Source organism: Salmonella sp. A29-2, assembly GCF_020150755.1.
GTDB classification, from domain to species: Bacteria; Pseudomonadota; Gammaproteobacteria; order Enterobacterales; family Enterobacteriaceae; genus Salmonella; species Salmonella enterica.
Window position 1 is genome coordinate 384,833 of sequence record NZ_CP083731.1, and the last position, 19,718, is coordinate 404,550.

Annotated in this window: 15 protein-coding genes; 12 read left to right on the forward strand and 3 right to left on the reverse strand. The window is 54.7% G+C overall.

Annotated features, from left to right (window positions below):
- Positions 1-87: 87 nt before the first annotated feature.
- Positions 88-2,640 (reverse strand): peptidoglycan glycosyltransferase/peptidoglycan DD-transpeptidase MrcA, encoded by a 2,553-nt coding sequence (gene mrcA, locus K8W53_RS01740; RefSeq protein WP_000673808.1) that lies wholly within the window; start codon positions 2,638-2,640, stop codon positions 88-90.
- Positions 2,641-2,760: 120 nt separating this feature from the next.
- Between mrcA and K8W53_RS01745 the strand changes: the two genes are divergently transcribed.
- From K8W53_RS01745 to trpS, 12 genes are all read left to right on the forward strand, one after another.
- The gene (locus tag K8W53_RS01745; RefSeq protein WP_023198911.1) at positions 2,761-3,540 is read left to right on the forward strand and encodes a hypothetical protein; all 780 of its coding nucleotides are present in this window, start codon (positions 2,761-2,763) and stop codon (positions 3,538-3,540) included.
- A complete protein-coding gene (locus K8W53_RS01750; RefSeq protein ID WP_000951390.1) occupies positions 3,540-4,079 on the forward strand; it encodes a PilN domain-containing protein in 540 nt (179 codons plus the stop codon). Before K8W53_RS01745 ends, K8W53_RS01750 begins: the two co-directional genes overlap by 1 nt.
- Entirely contained in the window at positions 4,063-4,536 is a 474-nt protein-coding gene (locus K8W53_RS01755; protein ID WP_023224187.1) for a hypothetical protein, read from the forward strand. The genes K8W53_RS01750 and K8W53_RS01755 overlap by 17 nt, the downstream gene beginning before the upstream one ends.
- On the forward strand, positions 4,526-4,927 hold the full coding sequence (locus K8W53_RS01760) for a HofP DNA utilization family protein (RefSeq protein ID WP_000648140.1): 402 nt from the start codon (positions 4,526-4,528) through the stop codon (positions 4,925-4,927). The genes K8W53_RS01755 and K8W53_RS01760 overlap by 11 nt, the downstream gene beginning before the upstream one ends.
- Positions 4,842-6,080, forward strand: a complete 1,239-nt coding sequence (hofQ, locus tag K8W53_RS01765; RefSeq protein ID WP_052939268.1) for a DNA uptake porin HofQ — start codon at positions 4,842-4,844, stop codon at positions 6,078-6,080. Before K8W53_RS01760 ends, hofQ begins: the two co-directional genes overlap by 86 nt.
- A 464-nt stretch (positions 6,081-6,544) precedes the next feature.
- Positions 6,545-7,066, forward strand: a complete 522-nt coding sequence (aroK, locus tag K8W53_RS01770; protein WP_000818621.1) for a shikimate kinase AroK — start codon at positions 6,545-6,547, stop codon at positions 7,064-7,066.
- Between the two features lie 56 nt (positions 7,067-7,122).
- The gene (gene aroB / locus K8W53_RS01775; protein WP_000439820.1) at positions 7,123-8,211 is read left to right on the forward strand and encodes a 3-dehydroquinate synthase; all 1,089 of its coding nucleotides are present in this window, start codon (positions 7,123-7,125) and stop codon (positions 8,209-8,211) included.
- A gap of 97 nt (positions 8,212-8,308) precedes the next feature.
- Complete coding sequence (gene damX, locus K8W53_RS01780) at positions 8,309-9,586, forward strand: cell division protein DamX (protein WP_000343142.1); 1,278 nt, start codon at positions 8,309-8,311, stop codon at positions 9,584-9,586.
- A gap of 180 nt (positions 9,587-9,766) precedes the next feature.
- Positions 9,767-10,603: an adenine-specific DNA-methyltransferase gene (dam, locus tag K8W53_RS01785; RefSeq protein ID WP_000742132.1), complete on the forward strand. Its 837-nt coding sequence runs from the start codon at positions 9,767-9,769 to the stop codon at positions 10,601-10,603.
- Positions 10,604-10,620: 17 nt separating this feature from the next.
- A complete protein-coding gene (gene rpe / locus K8W53_RS01790; RefSeq protein WP_000816284.1) occupies positions 10,621-11,298 on the forward strand; it encodes a ribulose-phosphate 3-epimerase in 678 nt (225 codons plus the stop codon).
- A complete protein-coding gene (gph, locus tag K8W53_RS01795) occupies positions 11,291-12,049 on the forward strand; it encodes a phosphoglycolate phosphatase (RefSeq protein WP_000359652.1) in 759 nt (252 codons plus the stop codon). The genes rpe and gph overlap by 8 nt, the downstream gene beginning before the upstream one ends.
- Complete coding sequence (trpS, locus tag K8W53_RS01800) at positions 12,042-13,046, forward strand: tryptophan--tRNA ligase (RefSeq protein ID WP_000165562.1); 1,005 nt, start codon at positions 12,042-12,044, stop codon at positions 13,044-13,046. The genes gph and trpS overlap by 8 nt, the downstream gene beginning before the upstream one ends.
- Positions 13,047-13,190: 144 nt before the next feature.
- Here trpS and K8W53_RS01805 read toward each other — a convergent pair whose 3' ends face one another.
- Together K8W53_RS01805 and K8W53_RS01810 are read right to left on the reverse strand one after the other, a co-directional pair.
- Positions 13,191-13,361 (reverse strand): YhfL family protein, encoded by a 171-nt coding sequence (locus K8W53_RS01805; protein ID WP_000472323.1) that lies wholly within the window; start codon positions 13,359-13,361, stop codon positions 13,191-13,193.
- Between the two features lie 192 nt (positions 13,362-13,553).
- Complete coding sequence (locus K8W53_RS01810) at positions 13,554-19,514, reverse strand: autotransporter domain-containing protein (protein ID WP_102765268.1); 5,961 nt, start codon at positions 19,512-19,514, stop codon at positions 13,554-13,556.
- Positions 19,515-19,718: the final 204 nt, after the last annotated feature.

The following is a 19,718-nucleotide window of genomic DNA, read 5'->3' on the forward strand; positions in this document are numbered from 1 at the left end:
CGTTGATCAAGCTAACGGAAAGTTTGTCTCCCCGTTCGCCGTCATCCGCTAAACACAATAAAAAAGGCGCCGGAGCGCCTTTTTTGATCAGAACAGTTCGTGTGTTTCACCATTATCAATAATGGTGGTTCCCACCTCGTGTACCGCCTGTTGTGTCGGCTGCGTGCCTTCGATGAAATACTCTTCACGGCTGTTACCGCCGCTCGCCAGTTGTCCGGTACTGCGGTCGATATTCACCGTGACGATGCCCGGCGGCGGCGTTAGCGGCTGTTCCGGCACGCCTTCCAGCACGGCTTTCATATAGGCGTCCCATGCAGGTTGCGCGCTCTTCGCGCCGCCCTCATAGCCGGAGATTTGATCTTTGATCGCGCCGGAAGCGGTGGTGCGGCCTAAATCACGGCGGTGATCGTCAAAGCCGATCCATACGGAAGTGACGACGCCAGGACCATAGCCGGAGAACCATGCGTCTTTCGAGCTGTTGGTCGTACCGGTTTTGCCGCCGATATCGCGACGTTTAAGGTCGCGCGCCGCACGCCAGCCGGTACCCATCCAGCCGGGTTCGCCGAAGATATTGGTGTTCAGCGCGCTTTTGATCAGAAACGCCAGCGGCGTATTGATCACATGCGGCGCGTACTCCTGCGTGCCGTTTTGCGCGACCAGCGCCTGGTTTGCCTGTTCCAGCTCAGGCATCGGTACGGCGCTGTTTTGCTGCTCTTGCGAAACCGCGACCTCTTCCACATTGGTGTTTTCCAGCACGTCGGATTTCTGCGTATTGCCGTAAATGACCGGGATATCGCACTCCGGGCAGGCGATTTTCGGTTTCGCTTCGAAGATCACGCCGCCCTGATCGTTCTCAATCTTGCTGATGAAATACGGGTCGATCAGGAAACCGCCGTTCGCCATCACCGCATAACCGCGCGCAACCTGCATCGGCGTGAAGGAGGCGGAGCCCAGCGCCAGCGATTCGGTATGCACGATATTCTGCGCCGGGAAGCCGAAGCGTTGCAGATATTCCGCCGCATAGTCGACGCCCATGGCGCGCATGGCGCGTACCATCACCACGTTTTTCGACTGCCCCAGCCCCTGGCGTAAACGAATCGGTCCGGCGTACTGCGGCGGGGAGTTTTTCGGACGCCAGTCTGAACCTGCCCCGGCGTCCCAGCGGGAAATCGGCACATCGTTGAGCATACTGGCGAGCGTCAGCCCTTTATCCATTGCGGCGGTGTAGAGGAACGGTTTGATGTTCGACCCCACCTGACGCAAAGCTTGCGTCGCGCGGTTAAATTTACTCTGATTAAAATCGAAACCGCCGACCAGCGCCAGTACCGCGCCTGTTTGCGGGTTAAGCGAAACCAGCGCGGAGTTCACTTCCGGTACCTGCGCCAGCCACCAGTCGTTATCCACCTGACGAACCCAGATTTGCTGACCTGTCTGGACGACATCGGTAACTTTACGCGGCGTCGGCCCCTGCTGTGTATCCGAGCGGTAAGGCCGCGCCCAACGCATTCCTTCCATATGTAGCGAAACGGACGTACCGTCGGCAAGCGCAGCGGTCGCCTCTTGCGGATTAGCGCTGGTGACCACGGCGGGAAGCAGCGGTCCGTAGGTCGGCAACGCTTTCAACGTATCGGTAATTTTTTTACTGTCCCACGCCGTTTCGCCCACTTTCCATAGCACATTCGCCGGGCCGCGATAACCGTGGCGCATGTCATAGTCCAGCACGTTATTACGCACCGCCTGTTGCGCGGCCTGCTGCACTTTGCGGGTGATGGTCGTGTAAATACGATAACCATCTTCATAGGCGCTTTCGCCATAACGGTTATACATTTCCTGGCGCACCATTTCCGACAGATAAGGCGCGGAGAAGGCGATTTCCGGCGCGTGATAATTTGCGTCGATAGGTTCGCTACGGGCCTGATCGTACTGCGCCTGAGTGATATATCCCTCGCTTAACATTCGCGAAAGCACTACGTTACGGCGCGCTATCGCCCGATCCATCGAGTAGAGCGGGTTAAAGGTAGAAGGCGCTTTAGGTAGCCCGGCGATAACCGCCATTTCGCTTAGACTAAGCTGATCGACCGTCTTACCAAAGTAGACCTGTGCCGCTGCGCCAACGCCATAGGCGCGGTAGCCGAGATAGATCTTGTTCAGATAGAGTTCGAGGATCTCATTTTTATTCAGCAACTGCTCAATACGAATCGCCAGAAACGCTTCCTTGATCTTGCGCATCAGCGTGCGTTCGGGGCTAAGGAAGAAGTTTCGCGCCAGTTGCTGGGTAATGGTACTTGCTCCCTGCGATGCGTGACCGGAGAAGAGCGCGACGCTGGCCGCACGGAAAATACCTACCGGGTCAATGCCGTGATGCTCATAAAAGCGGCTATCTTCGGTGGCGATAAAGGCGTTGATCATTTCCGGCGGAATTTGATCGAGCGTAACGGGAATACGACGTTTTTCGCCATATTGCGCGATAAGTTCGCCATCCGCGCTGTAAACCTGCATCGGAATTTGCAAACGCACATCTTTCAATGTCGCGACGTCAGGTAGCTGCGGCTCAATATAGCGATAAAGGCCATAAATCGAGCCTGCTCCCAGCAGGATGCAACATACTGCAAGGATCAATAAATACTTTACGAACTTCACTGGAGATTTCCCATTTAGTGTCATTTGGGCAGTTTATAAACAAACGCGCGGTAGTATAAAGGCAAGCCAGACGCATTGATATACCCGTTAACGCGACGGGTGATAAGGAGATCGACCGTTATGGCTTTTAAAACCTGGCAAATAGGATTGCATATTCAGCAGCATGAAGCGCTGGCCATCGCCGTTATTCGCGGCGCATCGGGCTGGTCCCTGCAACGTTGGTGGCGACTGCCGCTGATGAACGCCTCCACGGCAGAGGGTACGATTCCTGACCCGCAATCGCTGGCTCACGTACTGCGACCCTGGAGCCGCGAGCTGCCGCTACGTCACCGTATTTATCTCTCTTTTCCCGCAAATCGGACATTGCAACGCGCTTTTCCACATCCGCCAATGCGTCTGCGGGAACGTGAGCAAGTCGCATGGCTTTCACAAACGATGGCGCGTGAGCTGGATATGGATCCGGACTTATTGCGTTTCGACTTTCAGGACGATGCGCTGAGCCCCGCGTTCAACGTTACCGCCGTGCAAAGCAAAGAAATTTCAGCGCTGTTAACGCTGGCGCAAACGCTCAATGTGCGCATCGCTGCTGTAACGCCCGATGCCTGCGCGTTACAGCGCTTGCTGCCGTTTATACCTTCGGGGCGGCAATGTCTGGTCTGGCGCGATGAGAGCCAGTGGCTGTGGGCGACGCGCTATGCGTGGGGGCGTAAATCGGCGCGCGATGCGACGACGCTGCATGACCTTGCCGCGACGTTATCCGTCGTGCCGGAACATATTTCATTATGCGCCGAAGGCGAATTCGACCCCTGGCGCGCCGTTACCGTCCGCCAACCGCCGGTTCCGCCGGACGGTTATCGCTTTGCGATTGCGCTGGGTTTAGCCATAGGGGAGATACGCTGATGGCGCATTCTGTCAATTTGCTCCCCTGGCGGCGCCAACATTACGTAGCGCGTCTGCGGCTGTGGTGCGTGGTATGGGGCGCGTCCCTGCTGCTGATAGCAAGCCTCGCGACGATCGCCCGGTTGGTTTTTTGGCAGGAGGGGAGGATTAATGAACTGCTACTGACGGCGGAAAACGGACGCACGACGGCGCTTGCGGCGAACATACCGCAGTTGCAGCAGCGTCAGCGACAGCAACAGGCGCGATTACAACGTCAGGCGCAGCGTGAACTGACGCAAGCCTGGCAATCTATCTTGACTGACCTTGCCAACCTGTTGCCAGAGCAGGCATGGCTGACAAGCCTCAATTATCAGCAAGAGACGCTAGAGCTGGAAGGGCTGGCGAGAACGTTTGACGCCCTGCTCACGCTTGAGACATCGCTTCGTCACTATGTCAGTTTTCCGCTAAACCGCACGGGCGCCACGCGGCAGGATGCGCAAGGGCGCTGGCAGTTCCATTATCAGTTAACGAGGAGCGCCGCCCGTGAACGCGCTCTTTGATATCTGGTACGGGATGTCGCGCCGTGGTCGGGTTTTTTATTGGTGTGCAGGCGTGCTGTGCCTGACGCTGACGGTCGCGTTATCTGTGGGCTATCCCGGCTGGAAAACGCTGGATACGCAACAAACGCGGTTAAGCCAGCAGCGCGAGGCCGCCCGACAACAGTGGCGTCATCTGCGCCGTCTGAGCGTCGCGGCTGAACCGCTTTTCGGGGGCACCGTTGAAAATCCGCGTCCTTTTTCGCCGTTAGATTTCCAGGCGCCTCCTCTGCGTTTGCTGCACTGGCAGCCATCGGCGCAGGGGGGAGAAATGGCGCTGAAAACGTCCTGGGATGCGATGCCGTCGCTGTTTGTCCGGTTGGCCGAAAGCGAGATGAGCGTAAGTCGGTTTTCATTGCGTAGAGAGGGGGCGGAATTATTGATAACGCTGCAACTGGAGCGCCTGGCGAATGAAGGCTAGCCGTAGTGTATTGCTCTGTTTTTGTTTGCTGACGTTGACAGGAATGCGCGATCCCTTCCGCCCGCCGGAAGATCGCTGCCGGATAGCGGAACTCTCGCAGTGGCGGTATCAGGGCGCAGTGCGTAAAGGCGAGCGATGGACAGGCATTCTTAAAGATAGCCAGCAAAAATGGCGGCGAGTGGAAGAAGGGCAGACGCTGGAAAACGGTTGGACGATTGTCCGCCTGACGGCGGAAGCCTTAACGTTAACGACTGGTAAAAATTGTGCGCCGCCGCAGTGGCGGTGGCTACGTCAGGGAGCGGACAATGAAGCGATGGATAGCCATAATACTGATAGCCTTGATGCCCGCCGCGCAGGCGGGAAAAGCGGCGAAAGTGACGCTGGTGGTTGACGACGTCCCTGTGGTGCAGGTTTTGCAGGCTTTAGCCGAGCAGGAGCGGCAGAATCTGGTGGTGTCGCCGGACGTCAGCGGGACATTATCGCTACATCTGACGGATGTGCCGTGGAAACAGGCGCTACAGACGGTGGTCAATAGCGCGGGGCTGGTGCTGCGTCAGGAGGGGAATATTTTCCATGTTCATTCACAGGCCTGGCAGAAAGAACACAGTGCGCGGCAGGATGCCGAGCGGTTAAGGCTTCAGGCTAATTTACCGCTGGAAAACCGCAGCATTAGCCTGCAATACGCCGATGCCGGCGAACTGGCGAAAGCGGGCGAGAAACTCCTGAGCGCGAAGGGAACCATCATGGTAGATAAGCGCACCAACCGCCTGCTGTTGCGCGATAACCGCGCGGCCCTGGCGGAGCTGGAAAAATGGGTATCGCAAATGGATCTGCCGGTGGCGCAGGTGGAGCTGGCGGCGCATATCGTCACCATTAACGAAAAGAGTCTACGGGAACTGGGCGTAAAGTGGACGCTGGCTGACGCGACGCAAGCGGGCTCGGTGGGTGACGTGACGACGCTTTCCAGTGATTTATCTGTCGCCGCCGCCACCTCACGCGTCGGGTTTAACATCGGGCGCATTAACGGACGCTTGCTGGATCTGGAGCTGTCAGCGCTGGAGCAAAAGCAGCAGTTGGATATTATCGCCAGCCCCCGGCTGCTGGCTTCCCATCTGCAGCCAGCCAGTATCAAGCAAGGCAGCGAAATTCCTTATCAGGTTTCCAGCGGCGAAAGCGGCGCGACCTCCGTGGAATTTAAAGAAGCGGTGCTGGGAATGGAGGTGACGCCCACCGTTTTGCAAAAAGGGCGCATCCGCCTGAAGTTACATATCAGCCAGAATGTCCCCGGTCAGGTACTACAACAGGCTGACGGCGAAGTGCTGGCGATAGATAAACAGGAAATTGAAACGCAGGTAGAGGTAAAAAGCGGCGAGACGCTGGCGCTGGGCGGTATTTTTTCGCGAAAAAATAAATCGGGTAGCGATAGCGTGCCGCTGTTGGGGGATATTCCCTGGCTTGGTCAGCTCTTCCGCCATGACGGCAAAGAGGACGAGCGACGCGAATTAGTGGTGTTTATCACCCCCAGACTGGTGGCGACAGAATAATTTATGCATAAAAAAGCGCTGTTTTTGCACTGAACGCATCTGCGGGATTTGACGTGCGGATGTATTTAGCATACAAGGAGTACCGATTTGAGAGTCGTGCTTTTCGTTGCTTACGCATTGATTAATGCGCTTTGCCTTGCCTAAGGTGTGCATAAGACCGATGATAAACGGCTGAATGTCCGCTGATGCAGACGTATTGGTTCTGCGGATTGCGCACAATTGTTTGAAAGTAGAACAATTTGTAGGCCGGATATGTTGTTCTGGCCGCCATCCGGCAACGCTAACTCGGGTTTTGCAACAATCAGGCTTGGTGATTTATTCAGTTGCCAAACCCGCTTGAGTATTGAGATAATTTTCAGTCTGACTCTCGCAATATCTTATGAGGTTTCAGTTCATGTCCTGCTGCGCTGGGTGTCTGTGAAGCGGGTTTACCATTAACGAATAGTCTTAGTAGTACCGAAAAAATGGCAGAGAAACGCAATATCTTTCTGGTTGGGCCTATGGGTGCCGGAAAAAGCACTATTGGGCGCCAGTTAGCTCAACAACTCAATATGGAATTTTACGATTCTGATCAAGAGATTGAGAAACGAACCGGAGCTGATGTGGGCTGGGTCTTCGATGTTGAAGGTGAAGACGGCTTCCGTAATCGTGAAGAAAAAGTTATCAACGAATTGACGGAAAAACAGGGTATTGTGCTGGCAACCGGCGGTGGCTCTGTAAAATCGCGTGAAACGCGTAACCGTCTCTCCGCGCGTGGCGTCGTGGTCTACCTTGAAACGACCATCGAAAAACAACTGGCGCGCACGCAGCGTGATAAAAAACGCCCGCTGTTGCAGGTTGAAGCACCGCCTCGCGAAGTTCTGGAAGCGCTGGCTAACGAACGCAATCCGCTGTACGAAGAGATTGCCGACGTCACCATTCGCACCGACGATCAAAGCGCTAAGGTTGTGGCAAACCAGATTATTCATATGCTGGAAAGCAACTAATTCAAGCAGAATACGCTGGGTAAGCGGGCACAAGTAACTAAGGTGGATGTCGCGTCATGGAGAGGATTACAGTCACTCTCGGGGAACGTAGTTACCCGATCACCATCGCGGCTGGTTTGTTTAACGAACCAGCTTCATTCTTGCCGCTGAAATCAGGCGATCAGGTCATGTTAGTGACCAACGAAACCCTGGCGCCGCTTTATCTGGACAAGGTTCGCGGCGTACTCGAACGGGCGGGCGTTAACGTAGACAGCGTGATTCTTCCTGACGGCGAGCAGTATAAGAGCCTGACGGTGCTGGATACGGTGTTTACGGCGTTACTGAAAAAACCGCATGGTCGTGATACCACGCTGGTCGCGCTTGGCGGCGGCGTGATTGGCGATCTCACCGGTTTTGCGGCGGCCAGCTACCAGCGAGGCGTTCGTTTCATCCAGGTGCCAACTACCTTACTGTCGCAGGTTGATTCTTCCGTGGGCGGGAAGACCGCCGTCAACCATCCCCTTGGCAAAAACATGATTGGCGCGTTTTACCAACCCGCTTCTGTGGTTGTCGATCTTGATTGCCTGAAAACGCTTCCCGCACGCGAACTGGCATCGGGACTGGCAGAGGTGATCAAATACGGCATTATACTCGACGCGGACTTCTTTACCTGGCTTGAGGATAATCTGGATGCGCTATTGCGTCTGGACGGCCCGGCGATGGCGTACTGTATTCGTCGTTGTTGCGAGCTGAAAGCCGAAGTTGTTGCCGCCGACGAGCGTGAAGCGGGCTTACGTGCTTTACTGAATCTTGGACATACCTTTGGCCACGCCATTGAAGCGGAAATGGGATATGGCAATTGGTTACATGGTGAAGCCGTTGCCGCAGGTATAGTGATGGCTGCGCGCGCATCCGAGCGTTTGGGGCAGTTCAGTTCTGCTGATACGCAGCGCATCATCGCTCTACTCGAACGGGCCGGGCTGCCAGTCAATGGCCCTTGCGAGATGTCCGCGCAGGACTATTTGCCGCACATGCTGCGAGATAAAAAAGTGTTAGCGGGGGAGCTGCGTTTAGTGCTTCCGCTGGCCATAGGGAAAAGTGAAGTGCGCGGCGGAGTGTCGCACGAAGTCGTTCTTAGCGCGATTGCTGACTGTCAGCAGGCGTAACAACAAGAAAGGTCAGACTGATATTGCGTAGATGTCAGTCTTTTAGCTTCAGGTTATGTGCAATGTCGTAAGCATTAACCTTTGAGTGGGGTGTTAAATGGATGAATTCAAACCAGAAGACGAGCTGAAACCCGATCCCAGCGATCGTCGTACTGGTCGTTCTCGTCAATCTTCAGAACGCGATAATGAGCCGCAGATCAACTTTGATGACGTTGATCTGGATGCCGACGATCGCCGTCCGACGCGTACGCGTAAAGCGCGTAGTGAAGAACCTGAAGTTGAAGAAGAGTACGAATCCGATGAAGACGATACGGTGGACGAAGAGCGTGTTGAACGCCGTCCACGTAAGCGTAAAAAAGCGGCCCATAAGCCAGCCTCTCGTCAATACATGATGATGGGCGTTGGCGTGCTGGTGCTGCTGCTGTTGATTATCGGTATCGGCTCCGCGCTGAAAGCCCCCTCAACGTCTTCCAGCGAGCCGTCGGCCTCTGGCGAAAAGAGTATCGATCTTTCCGGTAACGCCGCCGATCAGGCGAATGCGACCCAGCCTGCGCCGGGCGCCACCTCCGCAGAACAAACCGCGGGCAATACGTCGCAGGATATTTCGTTGCCGCCGATTTCTTCAACGCCGACGCAGGGACAGTCGCCTGTGGTCGCTGACGGTCAGCAGCGCGTGGAAGTGCAGGGCGATCTGAATAATGCGCTGACGCAGAATCCAGAGCAGATGAACAATGTTGCGGTGAACTCTACGTTGCCGACAGAGCCTGCAACCGTCGCGCCAGTTCGCAATGGCAGCACGACGCGTCAGGCGGCGGTTAGCGAACCTGCCGAGCGTCATACCACGCGTCCGGAACGTAAACAGGCCGTCATTGAACCTAAGAAACCGCAGACCACGGCGAAAACCACGACTGCGGAACCGAAGAAACCGGTCGCGCCAGTGAAACGCACGGAACCGGCAGCGCCAGCCGCGACGCCGAAAGCGACCACCACGACGGCTGCGCCGACAGCGACGGCAAGCGCTGCGCCGGTACAAACCGCGAAGCCAGCGCAAGCCTCGACGACGCCTGTCGCAGGCGGCGGGAAAAGCGCCGGCAACGTTGGCGCCTTAAAGAGCGCGCCATCCAGCCACTACACATTGCAGCTCAGTAGTTCTTCAAATTACGACAACCTGAACGGTTGGGCGAAGAAAGAGAACCTGAAAAATTATGTGGTATACGAGACGACGCGTAATGGACAACCGTGGTATGTGCTGGTAACGGGGATGTATGCTTCGAAAGAAGATGCTAAACGTGCGGTGTCCACCTTACCTGCCGATGTGCAGGCGAAAAACCCGTGGGCAAAACCGTTGCATCAGGTTCAGGCCGATCTGAAATAATCCAGGCTGTGTCCTGCAATTGCCTGTGAGTGTCGCTGACAGCTATTTTTGTTCAGGACAGGCGCGAGGGGCGCATTTGCTACCGTCAAATGCGCCGTAAAGCAACGCGGCACAGCCTAAAGCGCAGGATGCTGTCGGAGCTTTCTCCACAGCCGGAGAAGGTGTAATTAGTTAGTCAGCATGAAAAAAAATCGCGCTTTTTTGAAGTGGGCAGGGGGAAAATACCCTCTGCTTGATGATATCAAACGACATTTGCCAAAAGGTGAGTGCCTTGTCGAACCTTTTGTGGGTGCCGGATCGGTGTTTCTTAACACCGACTTTTCTCGTTATATCCTCGCCGATATCAACAGCGACCTTATTAGCCTCTATAACATCGTGAAGTTACGTACTGACGAGTATGTACAGGCTTCGCGCGAGCTGTTTATGCCTGAAACTAACCAGGCTGAGGTCTATTACCAACTCCGTGAGGAGTTCAACACCTGCCAGGACCCCTTTCGTCGGGCGGTACTGTTTTTATATCTGAATCGCTACGGTTATAACGGACTCTGTCGCTATAACTTGCGCGGGGAATTTAATGTACCGTTTGGTCGTTATAAAAGACCTTACTTCCCGGAAGCGGAGTTGTACCACTTTGCAGAAAAAGCGCAGAATGCGTTCTTTTACTGTGAGTCATACGCAGACAGTATGGCGCGTGCGGACAAGTCGTCGGTGGTCTATTGCGATCCGCCTTATGCGCCGTTGTCCGCCACGGCTAACTTCACAGCGTATCACACCAATAGTTTTAGCCTGACGCAACAAGCGCATCTGGCGGAAATCGCTGAGAATCTGGTCAGTAACCGGATACCGGTGCTCATTTCCAACCATGATACGGCGCTCACACGCGAGTGGTATCAACTCGCAAAATTGCATGTCGTCAAAGTTAGACGCAGTATAAGCAGCAACGGCGGCACACGTAAAAAGGTGGACGAACTGCTGGCTCTGTACCAACCAGGAGTCGCAACGCCTGCAAGAAAATAATTCTCAAGGAGAAGCGGATGAAACAGTATTTGATTGCCCCCTCAATTCTGTCGGCTGATTTTGCTCGCCTGGGTGAAGACACCGCCAAAGCGCTGGCTGCCGGTGCTGATGTTGTACACTTTGACGTCATGGATAATCACTATGTGCCGAACCTGACTATCGGCCCGATGGTGCTGAAATCCCTGCGTCAGTACGGTATTACCGCGCCTATTGATGTCCACCTGATGGTCAAGCCAGTCGACCGTATCGTGCCCGACTTTGCCGCCGCTGGCGCGAGCATCATTACCTTTCACCCGGAAGCCTCCGAACATGTTGACCGCACGCTACAGCTGATTAAAGAACACGGCTGTAAAGCGGGGCTGGTATTCAACCCGGCAACGCCGCTCAGTTATCTCGATTACGTCATGGACAAACTGGATGTGATCCTGCTGATGTCCGTGAACCCAGGCTTCGGCGGCCAGTCTTTTATTCCGCAGACGCTGGATAAACTGCGCGAAGTGCGTCGCCGCATTGATGCCTCCGGTTACGACATTCGCCTGGAAGTGGACGGCGGCGTGAAGGTGAACAATATCGGCGAGATCGCCGCAGCAGGTGCGGACATGTTTGTTGCGGGGTCGGCAATTTTCGATAAGCCCGACTACAAAAAAGTGATTGATGAAATGCGCAGTGAGCTGGCAAAGGTAACTCATGGATAAGTTGCAGAATATTCGGGGCGTCGCCTTTGATCTTGACGGCACGCTGGTGGATAGCGCGCCGGGTCTTGCCGCGGCGGTGGATATGGCGCTGTATGCGCTGGAACTGCCGGTCGCGGGCGAGGAGCGCGTGATTACCTGGATTGGTAACGGCGCAGACGTATTGATGGAACGCGCGCTGACCTGGGCTCGCGAGGAGCGCGCCACGCTGCGTAAGACGATGGGGAAACCGCCCGTTGATGAAGATATTCCTGCCGAGGAACAGGTACGCATTCTGCGTAAACTGTTCGACAGGTATTATGGCGAAGTGGCGGAAGAAGGCACTTTTTTATTTCCGCATGTCGCCGACACGCTGGGCGCGCTGCACGCCAGCGGATTGTCATTAGGTCTGGTGACGAATAAGCCGACGCCGTTCGTCGCGCCGTTGTTGGAATCGCTTGATATCGCCAAATACTTTAGTGTGGTTATCGGCGGCGATGATGTGCAAAATAAGAAGCCGCATCCGGAGCCGCTGTTGCTGGTGGCAAGCCGGCTGGGCATGATGCCGGAGCAGATGCTTTTTGTCGGCGATTCGCGTAATGATATTCAGGCTGCAAAAGCGGCGGGCTGCCCTTCGGTTGGCCTGACATACGGCTACAATTATGGCGAAGCGATCGCCCTTAGCGAGCCGGACGTCATTTATGACAGTTTTAACGATCTTTTGCCCGCACTTGGGCTTCCGCATAGCGATAACCAGGAAATAAAAAATGACTAAGCCCATCGTTTTTAGTGGCGCACAGCCCTCAGGTGAATTGACCATTGGCAACTATATGGGGGCATTGCGTCAGTGGGTAAACATGCAGGATGACTATCATTGCATCTACTGCATCGTAGACCAACATGCTATTACCGTGCGTCAGGACGCGCAGCAGCTACGTAAAGCGACGCTGGATACGCTGGCGCTGTACCTGGCATGTGGTATTGATCCTGAAAAGAGCACTATTTTCGTTCAGTCCCATGTGCCGGAACATGCGCAGCTTGGCTGGGCGCTGAACTGCTATACCTATTTCGGCGAGCTGAGCCGTATGACGCAGTTTAAAGATAAATCTGCGCGCTATGCGGAAAACATTAACGCCGGCCTGTTTGATTACCCGGTGCTGATGGCGGCAGACATCCTGTTGTACCAAACCAATCTGGTGCCGGTAGGCGAAGATCAGAAGCAGCATCTGGAACTGAGCCGCGATATCGCCCAGCGTTTTAACGGGCTGTATGGCGATATTTTCAAAGTACCGGAACCGTTTATTCCAAAATCCGGCGCGCGCGTGATGTCGCTGCTGGAGCCGACGAAGAAAATGTCCAAATCGGACGATAACCGTAATAACGTGATCGGCCTGCTGGAAGATCCGAAATCGGTAGTGAAGAAAATCAAACGTGCGGTCACTGACTCCGACGAGCCGCCGGTAGTGCGTTATGATGTGAAAGAGAAAGCGGGTGTCTCTAACCTGCTGGATATTCTTTCCGCCGTGACCGGTCAGAGCATTCCTGAACTGGAAAAACAGTTTGAAGGTAAAATGTATGGCCATTTGAAAGGCGAAGTGGCGGAGGCGGTTTCCGGAATGTTGTCTGAGTTGCAGGAGCGCTATCATCGTTTCCGCAACGACGAAGCGTTCTTGCAGAAGGTGATGAAAGACGGGGCGGAAAAAGCCAGCGCACGTGCGGCCGAAACGCTGAAAGCCGTTTACGAAGCCATTGGCTTTGTGGCGAAACCGTAAGGGTTATTTCTTGCCCGATGGCGCTAGCTTATCGGGCCTACAAACGAGCGTAAGTTGGACAAGACATTTGCGCCGTACCGTTTATCAGACCTGTAAAAAAACCGGGAAAATCCCGGTTTTTTTGTATCTGCGCAGTCGTTTCTATTATTGATCGGCAGCCGGGCCGCAACCGCCAATAATTTTAGAAATAGAAATTGCAGGGTGCAGCAAATAATCGTAGCTGCAGTTATTTTTTTTGTTTTCGATATGACCAGTACAAGCAGTGAGCGTCGCCAGAACCCCTGCCACAACGGCAATTTTTACAAATTTAAACATTTCAAAATCCTTGTTGATAAAACGAGCACTACTGATGGAATAAATATAAGATCTATTTAGCGTATAGTACGATAGCAATTAATGAATCATCCAGGTAGTCCAAATAAGGACTTTATCTTTACCAGGGGATATGATTTAAAAAGGCCGCTTAATAATAAGCGGCCTTTATTAGTGTTATATAATGTCGTTTATTTAACGAAATGTTTTCTTAACGTTAAGCATAAAGCCTTTATCGCTGATACCGTCTTCCTTCCACTGGTAGGCATCCAGATGTAGCGCGGTACCATTGCTGCTATATTTCACGCCGATGGTTGCCAGACCATTAACGCCGCCGCCTTTTTGACCGTCATCCACGCCGAACGATTGACCCGCCGCACCCTGTAATGACGCTGTACGCTGGCTCTTGCTGTAGCTCAGGTTCGGGCCGCCTTCCAGGGTAGCGCTGGCGCTCCAGCCGTCTTTCCCGGCGTAATCCAGCTTCAGGCCGACAATAGAGTCTACCGCCGTTTCGTTGCCAGAGTTCATGGACAGGTTAAAATCTCCGGCGCTGTGCTCTTTGTAGCCATCTTCCATGGTGTGACGGAATTTCACTCCGGCATACGGCGTGACTTTCAGCGTATCACTCATCATGGTGAAAGTTTTCGCCCCTTCACTGCGAAACTCAAGGTACTGCTGACGCATGTCGGAATCGGCAATTTTGTTGACATCGCCATAGGCGACAGAACGGCTGCTGTCGAGGTTATGCACGTCATAACGCAGGCTGTTGTTCCACGCCAGACCTTCATCAAACGCCATGCTGTGCTTCAGACCAAAGAACTGACTGTAGCCGCCGGTCAGGCCGTTATCGCCTGCGGTTTTCGAACCGTCGCCATCCAGACGCGCAATACCGTACTCCAGCGTCAGATTCTGGCTGGCGGTGAGATCTAACGTCTGGCGTAATGCCAGCATGTCGTACTGGGTGTCGTTGCCCAGCTCCGCACGCGGGTCGCCTTTCGCCACGACGTTGAACGCCAGGCCATCTTTGATCTGCGGCGCGGCGTCGGCCAGCATGGTAAAGCGGTTGCTGAGTACACGCGCTTCACGGAATACCGTGGTGGCTTGAGCACCGCTCACCTGCTTGAGTGCGCTGTTCAGCTCGGCGGTAGTACCCACGTTAAGGCTGGTGTACAGCTCGTTGTTGGTGTAACCGGCATCCAGCGCCTGCGCCACGTCGCTTACCGAGCTGTCGGTCGCCACATCGGCATAGGCGTTTTTGGTCATGGTGACGTCAACGTTGCCGTCGGCATCCTGGCTACCCTGGGCGTTCCAGACTACGGAAGTGGACTGAATCGCGCCTGCGTCGGACAGGTTGCTGCCCTCAACCACGTTGTCAAAGCTGACGGTGGTGTCGGCGGTGCCTGCGGTGAACCCGGTGTTAATTTCCACACCGTTCATGCTGGCATTGCTGACCTTAAGCTTACCGGCGCTGCCGTCGGCGTTAGTGCCAACCACATAACCGTTCAGGTTGTTGGACGCGCCATCGGTGGTGGAGCCGGAAGTCATGTTACCGTCAGGTTCAACCGGCGTTCCCGGCAACGTATAGTCGGCATAATGCGCCTCATCGCTGTTGCCGTTATTACCGTTTGTCCCTTCGACGTTAACGCTGTCACCCTGTTTAATGAGGCCGGAACCCGTCACGTTATCGTCAATGACGACCGTACCGTTATTGACCACATGACCTGCGCCCGCCACGCTGAACGCGTAAGAGTTATTGGCGTGAATATTAATCGTGCCGTTGTTCTCAATAACTGCGTCGGCGGTGGCATTTTTATCCAGCGCCATCGCCACCATGCCCGTGTCGGTGGTGCCTTCTGTACCCAGTTCAATGGTGCCGTTGTTGACCAGTTGCGCATTTTTGCCGCCATACATACCGTAAGCGTTATTACCGCTGATATTCATGGTGCCGTCGTTGACCGCCACGTAATTGCTGTTGGCAGAAAAATCTACCGCGCGGCCATTATCCGCATCGTAGTTGATAACGCCGTTTGACTGGTTCCAGAAGAACGCGTGTTGATCCGGCGCGCTGCTTGCGCCACCGGCCGCATAAGCCAGTGTCGCCGTGGTGGCATTGACCGTACCGTCATTGATGAATGTAGCGCCTGCGCCCCAATAGTTAATCGCCCCCTTATTGGAGGTTGCCGTAAGATCCATCGTCCCTGTGTTATACAGCGTTCCGTTATTCGGATTCAGGTGAATGGCGTTTTTGTTGTTATCAAGGATCAGCGTGCCGGTATTACAGAATTGTGCGTAATCGTTAATTTCCAGCATTGAGGCGTTGGTCGCGTCTGTTGCGGAGCCAAGCTGGAAGGTACCATCGTTGATGATGGCGCTATTCGCACCGGTGACTTTGGCGCCGGAGGTCATGGTGCCATCCGTGCCGTTAGTTAATACGCCGCCGGTCGTCAGGCTACGGCTGTCAATGGTGCCATTATTAACGATATCGCCGCCATTTTGCGTCAGTTTACCGCTTATGGTGCCATCATTGACAAGGTTACCGGATACCTTGGTATCGCTATTGATAACACCGCTGTCGTTGTTGGTCAGCGTGCCGCTATCCAGGACTGTGATTGGCTTGCCGCTGACCTCTCCGGCATTATTGACGTTCCCTGTCACCACGGCGTTATTTTCAAGCGTGGTGCTTGTTCCGGCATCGGCAATAGTTGCGCCATCCGTGTAAGGGATTGAAACGTCACCGTTTGTTGGATTGTACTCTTCACTGTTTTGGCAATCGTCGCCAAAGCAGACCTGGCCATAGTTAATAATCAGGCCACTGCCGTCGGTCAGGAAGGGCTGGCCGTAATCGGCATCAATATTGATGATGCCGCTGGTGTCATTGATGACGGTGCCGCCGCTGAGCGCCGCCATCCCGACCAACTCGTTTGCCTGGCCGGTAACGCCGTCATCGGCGGTCAGGGTGATTACGCCCTGGTTAATGGCGGTACCGCCGTTGAGCGCCATCATGCCGAACCCGGCGTTGTTAACGGTAATGGTGCCGGTGTTGATAGCGGTGGCGTCGCCATAACCGCCATCGGTGGAGCCCGCTACCATTGCGGAACTGGTGACATAAAGTTGCGGCGGCGCCCAGTAAGTTTTGTCGGTGATATGGCTTTCATCATCCAGCGTCGGGACTAAACCGTCCAGGTAAATATCCCCGGCATTGGACGCCGTGCCTTTACTGGCGGATACGCCATATACTCCTGCGCCCTGCAAATATATGTGGGCGCCGGCATCGTTACTCACCTCGCCGTACCCCTCCGCCAGCATGGCGTAAAGCGTGTTGTTGCGCCACGCAAGCGGGAATCCGAATGCGCCACCATCCACAACCGGAGTTAATGACGACACTACCGTGATGGTTCCTCCCGTTTCATTGTTGAACGTGGAGCCCTGGCCATTGGCGGCGGTGATTGCATTACGGTTATCCTCACCGGTTGTGGCATAGGCGGTAATATCGCCGCTGTTTCCTCCCTGTGCGCCGCTGTTCGCCAGCAACAAAGAGACCGCGCCATTATCCACGATCGTTCCCTGATTATTGATCGTGGAGCCCTGACCCGTGGCGGTTAAGAGCGCATTTTCCATGTAATAACCAGCAGGCAGAAGTGTGCTGTTGACATTAATCGTTGAGCTTTGGTCTAACGTTAAGTTGCCGCCGTTTTGCACATAGGCCAGCGTCACCGCGCCGCCGGTGACGCTGGTAATATCGAGCGTGGACTGACCGCTTAGCGTTACGCTGCTGTCGCCGTTGATATTTATGCCGACAACGGGCGATTCGATGCCATCAGCATCCTGGGTGTAGTTGATATTAATACCGCCAGTTAAGTCCACGGAATTACCATCACCCGTTACACTAAGGCCAACGGCATTCAGATATTGCCCGTCTACATTACTCATATCGCTGACGTTAATGTTGAGCGTGCCGGTGAGATCCACCTGATTATTGTCGCCGCTGACGGACATCCCCTGCAGGGTATCAGTGCTGCCAGCCATCACGCTGTCGTTGTCATAATCGCCGTTGACTGTGACGTTACCGACAATATCCAGCGTGTTGTTATCCCCCGTAATGTCGATACCCGTTGCGCCACGATAGACGCTATCGCTGTCTTCGACGGCGGTTACATTGATATCGCCATCCAGCGTAACCTGTGACATATCTCCGCTCACCTGTGTACCGGTGCCGTTAAGGCTGACGTCGATATCCCCTTTGTTTTTGAAGGTATTTTTTTCGCCTGCGACCACAAAACCCACCGAGTCCGCATCACGCACGGTGGCGTTGCCGGTATTTTTTGCTTCATTTCCGGTGCCGTAGGTGATGATACCCATCGCGCCGTCGGTGACCAGCAGATCGCCCGCCTGGGTCAGGCTGCCATTGTCGCCATTGATAACTACAGCGGCAGAGTCCGCGCCATCCACCGCGATATCGCCGGTATTGGTGATATGGGCGTCGTCGCCGTCAATACGCGTACCGACGGCGCCGCCAGAGATAGTTTGATTACCTTCGTTGATAACGAGCGCGTTGTCGCCATCGATATACAGCGCCGTGGCGTCTGCGCCGCTGACGGTGGTGCTCCCGGCGTTATCGATAACCACGTCGTCGCCGGTAATGTGGGCGCCGGTGCCGCCGTCGGTGATGGTCATATCACCGTCGTTGTTGACGCGGGCGTTATTGCCGTTAATGACGGTGCCGGTGGAGCCTGCGCCGCTGATGTCAGAGGTACCGGTATTTTTAATCGTGGCGTTGTCGCCGTCGATGATGATGGCGGTGCCGCCGCCGCTCACGGCAATGTCACCGGCGAAATTGGTGGTGGTGCCGTTGCCGGAAATCAGCGCGCCGGTAGCATTGTCCACCGTTGAGTGGCCCGAAATGGTGTTGGTGGTGCCGTCACCGGAGATAACCATGCCGGTGGCGCCGTCGGTCACACTGGAGTCCCCGGTGAGCGTGTTGACGGTTCTATCGCCGGAAATAATCACGCCGGTGCGATCCTGGCCGCTGATATCCATGCCGCGATCGGAATTATGCGCCTGGTCATCGCCGCTGATAACGGCGGTTTTATCGTCGGCAATAATCAGATAGCCACGGCTGTCGTACTTCCAGTAGAGACCGTTTTCCTGGGTGCCTTCAATCACGGCGGCATTGGCGTCGGTCACGTCCCAGCCGGTGACGTTCAGCGTTTTGCCGTCCGCGGTGGTGAGCTGCCACTGGTTGTCCTGTTCTGAATAATTCCACACGGCACCCTCGAGAACGCTGCCGTTATCCAGTTTGAAGCTATCGAAGGTCAGGGTGTCTTTGCCTTTATCGATGGTGACGCCGTTGCTGAAGGTAATAACAGAGTCATCTGGGGGCGTGTCGTCATCATCGCCGCTATCATCGGGCGGGGTCACATCATCATCGCCGCTATCATCGGGCGGGGTTACATCGTCATCGCCGCTATCATCGGGCGGGGTCACATCGTCATCGCCGCTATCGTCGGGCGGGGTTACATCGTCATCGCCGCTATCGTCAGGCGGAGTTACATCGTCATCGCCGCTATCGTCGGGCGGGGTTACATCGTCATCGCCGCTATCGTCAGGCGGGGTTACATCGTCATCGCCGCTATCGTCAGGCGGGGTCACATCGTCATCGCCGCTATCGTCGGGCGGGGTTACATCGTCATCGCCGCTATCGTCAGGCGGGGTTACATCGTCATCGCCGCTATCGTCGGGTGGGGTCACATCGTCATCGCCACTATCATCGGGCGGGGTCACATCGTCATCGCCGCTATCATCGGGCGGGATCACATTGTCATCGCCGCCATCGTCGGGCGGGGTAACGTCGCCGCCATTATCGGGCGTAGGGGGGGTATAAGAATGATTAGAATCTCCGCCACCGTTATTTTCAACGCCAATAGCCACACCTGCGACCAGTGCAGCAACGCCGCCAGCAACCCAGCCCCAGTGATTATCATTTTCAGGTGTAGCAAGGCAGGTCGGTGAGAGTTTTGCGCGTTTTTCTTTAGGCAGGGAGGAGATATTACTGGGACATTCTTTTTCATCATCGTTATTTTCTGCGGCGATGGCCGGAATGTAATAACTTTGTAGCGTTAAAGCGATAGCGATAGAAATAAGTTTTTTCTTTTGCATAGGGTTCATCCTTAATTAATATTTTCCTTGCGTACTAAACATATGCAGCGACCGATACAGGCAATGAAGAAATGGCCAGAAGAAAAATTATGCTTTAGTGTTTATTTTATCACCCGATAACCAGATCAGGTCAAATTGAGTGCTTAACGGTGTTATTTATTGTATGAATGAATAAGAGGTGAATTTGACGAGTAAAAGGGTTTT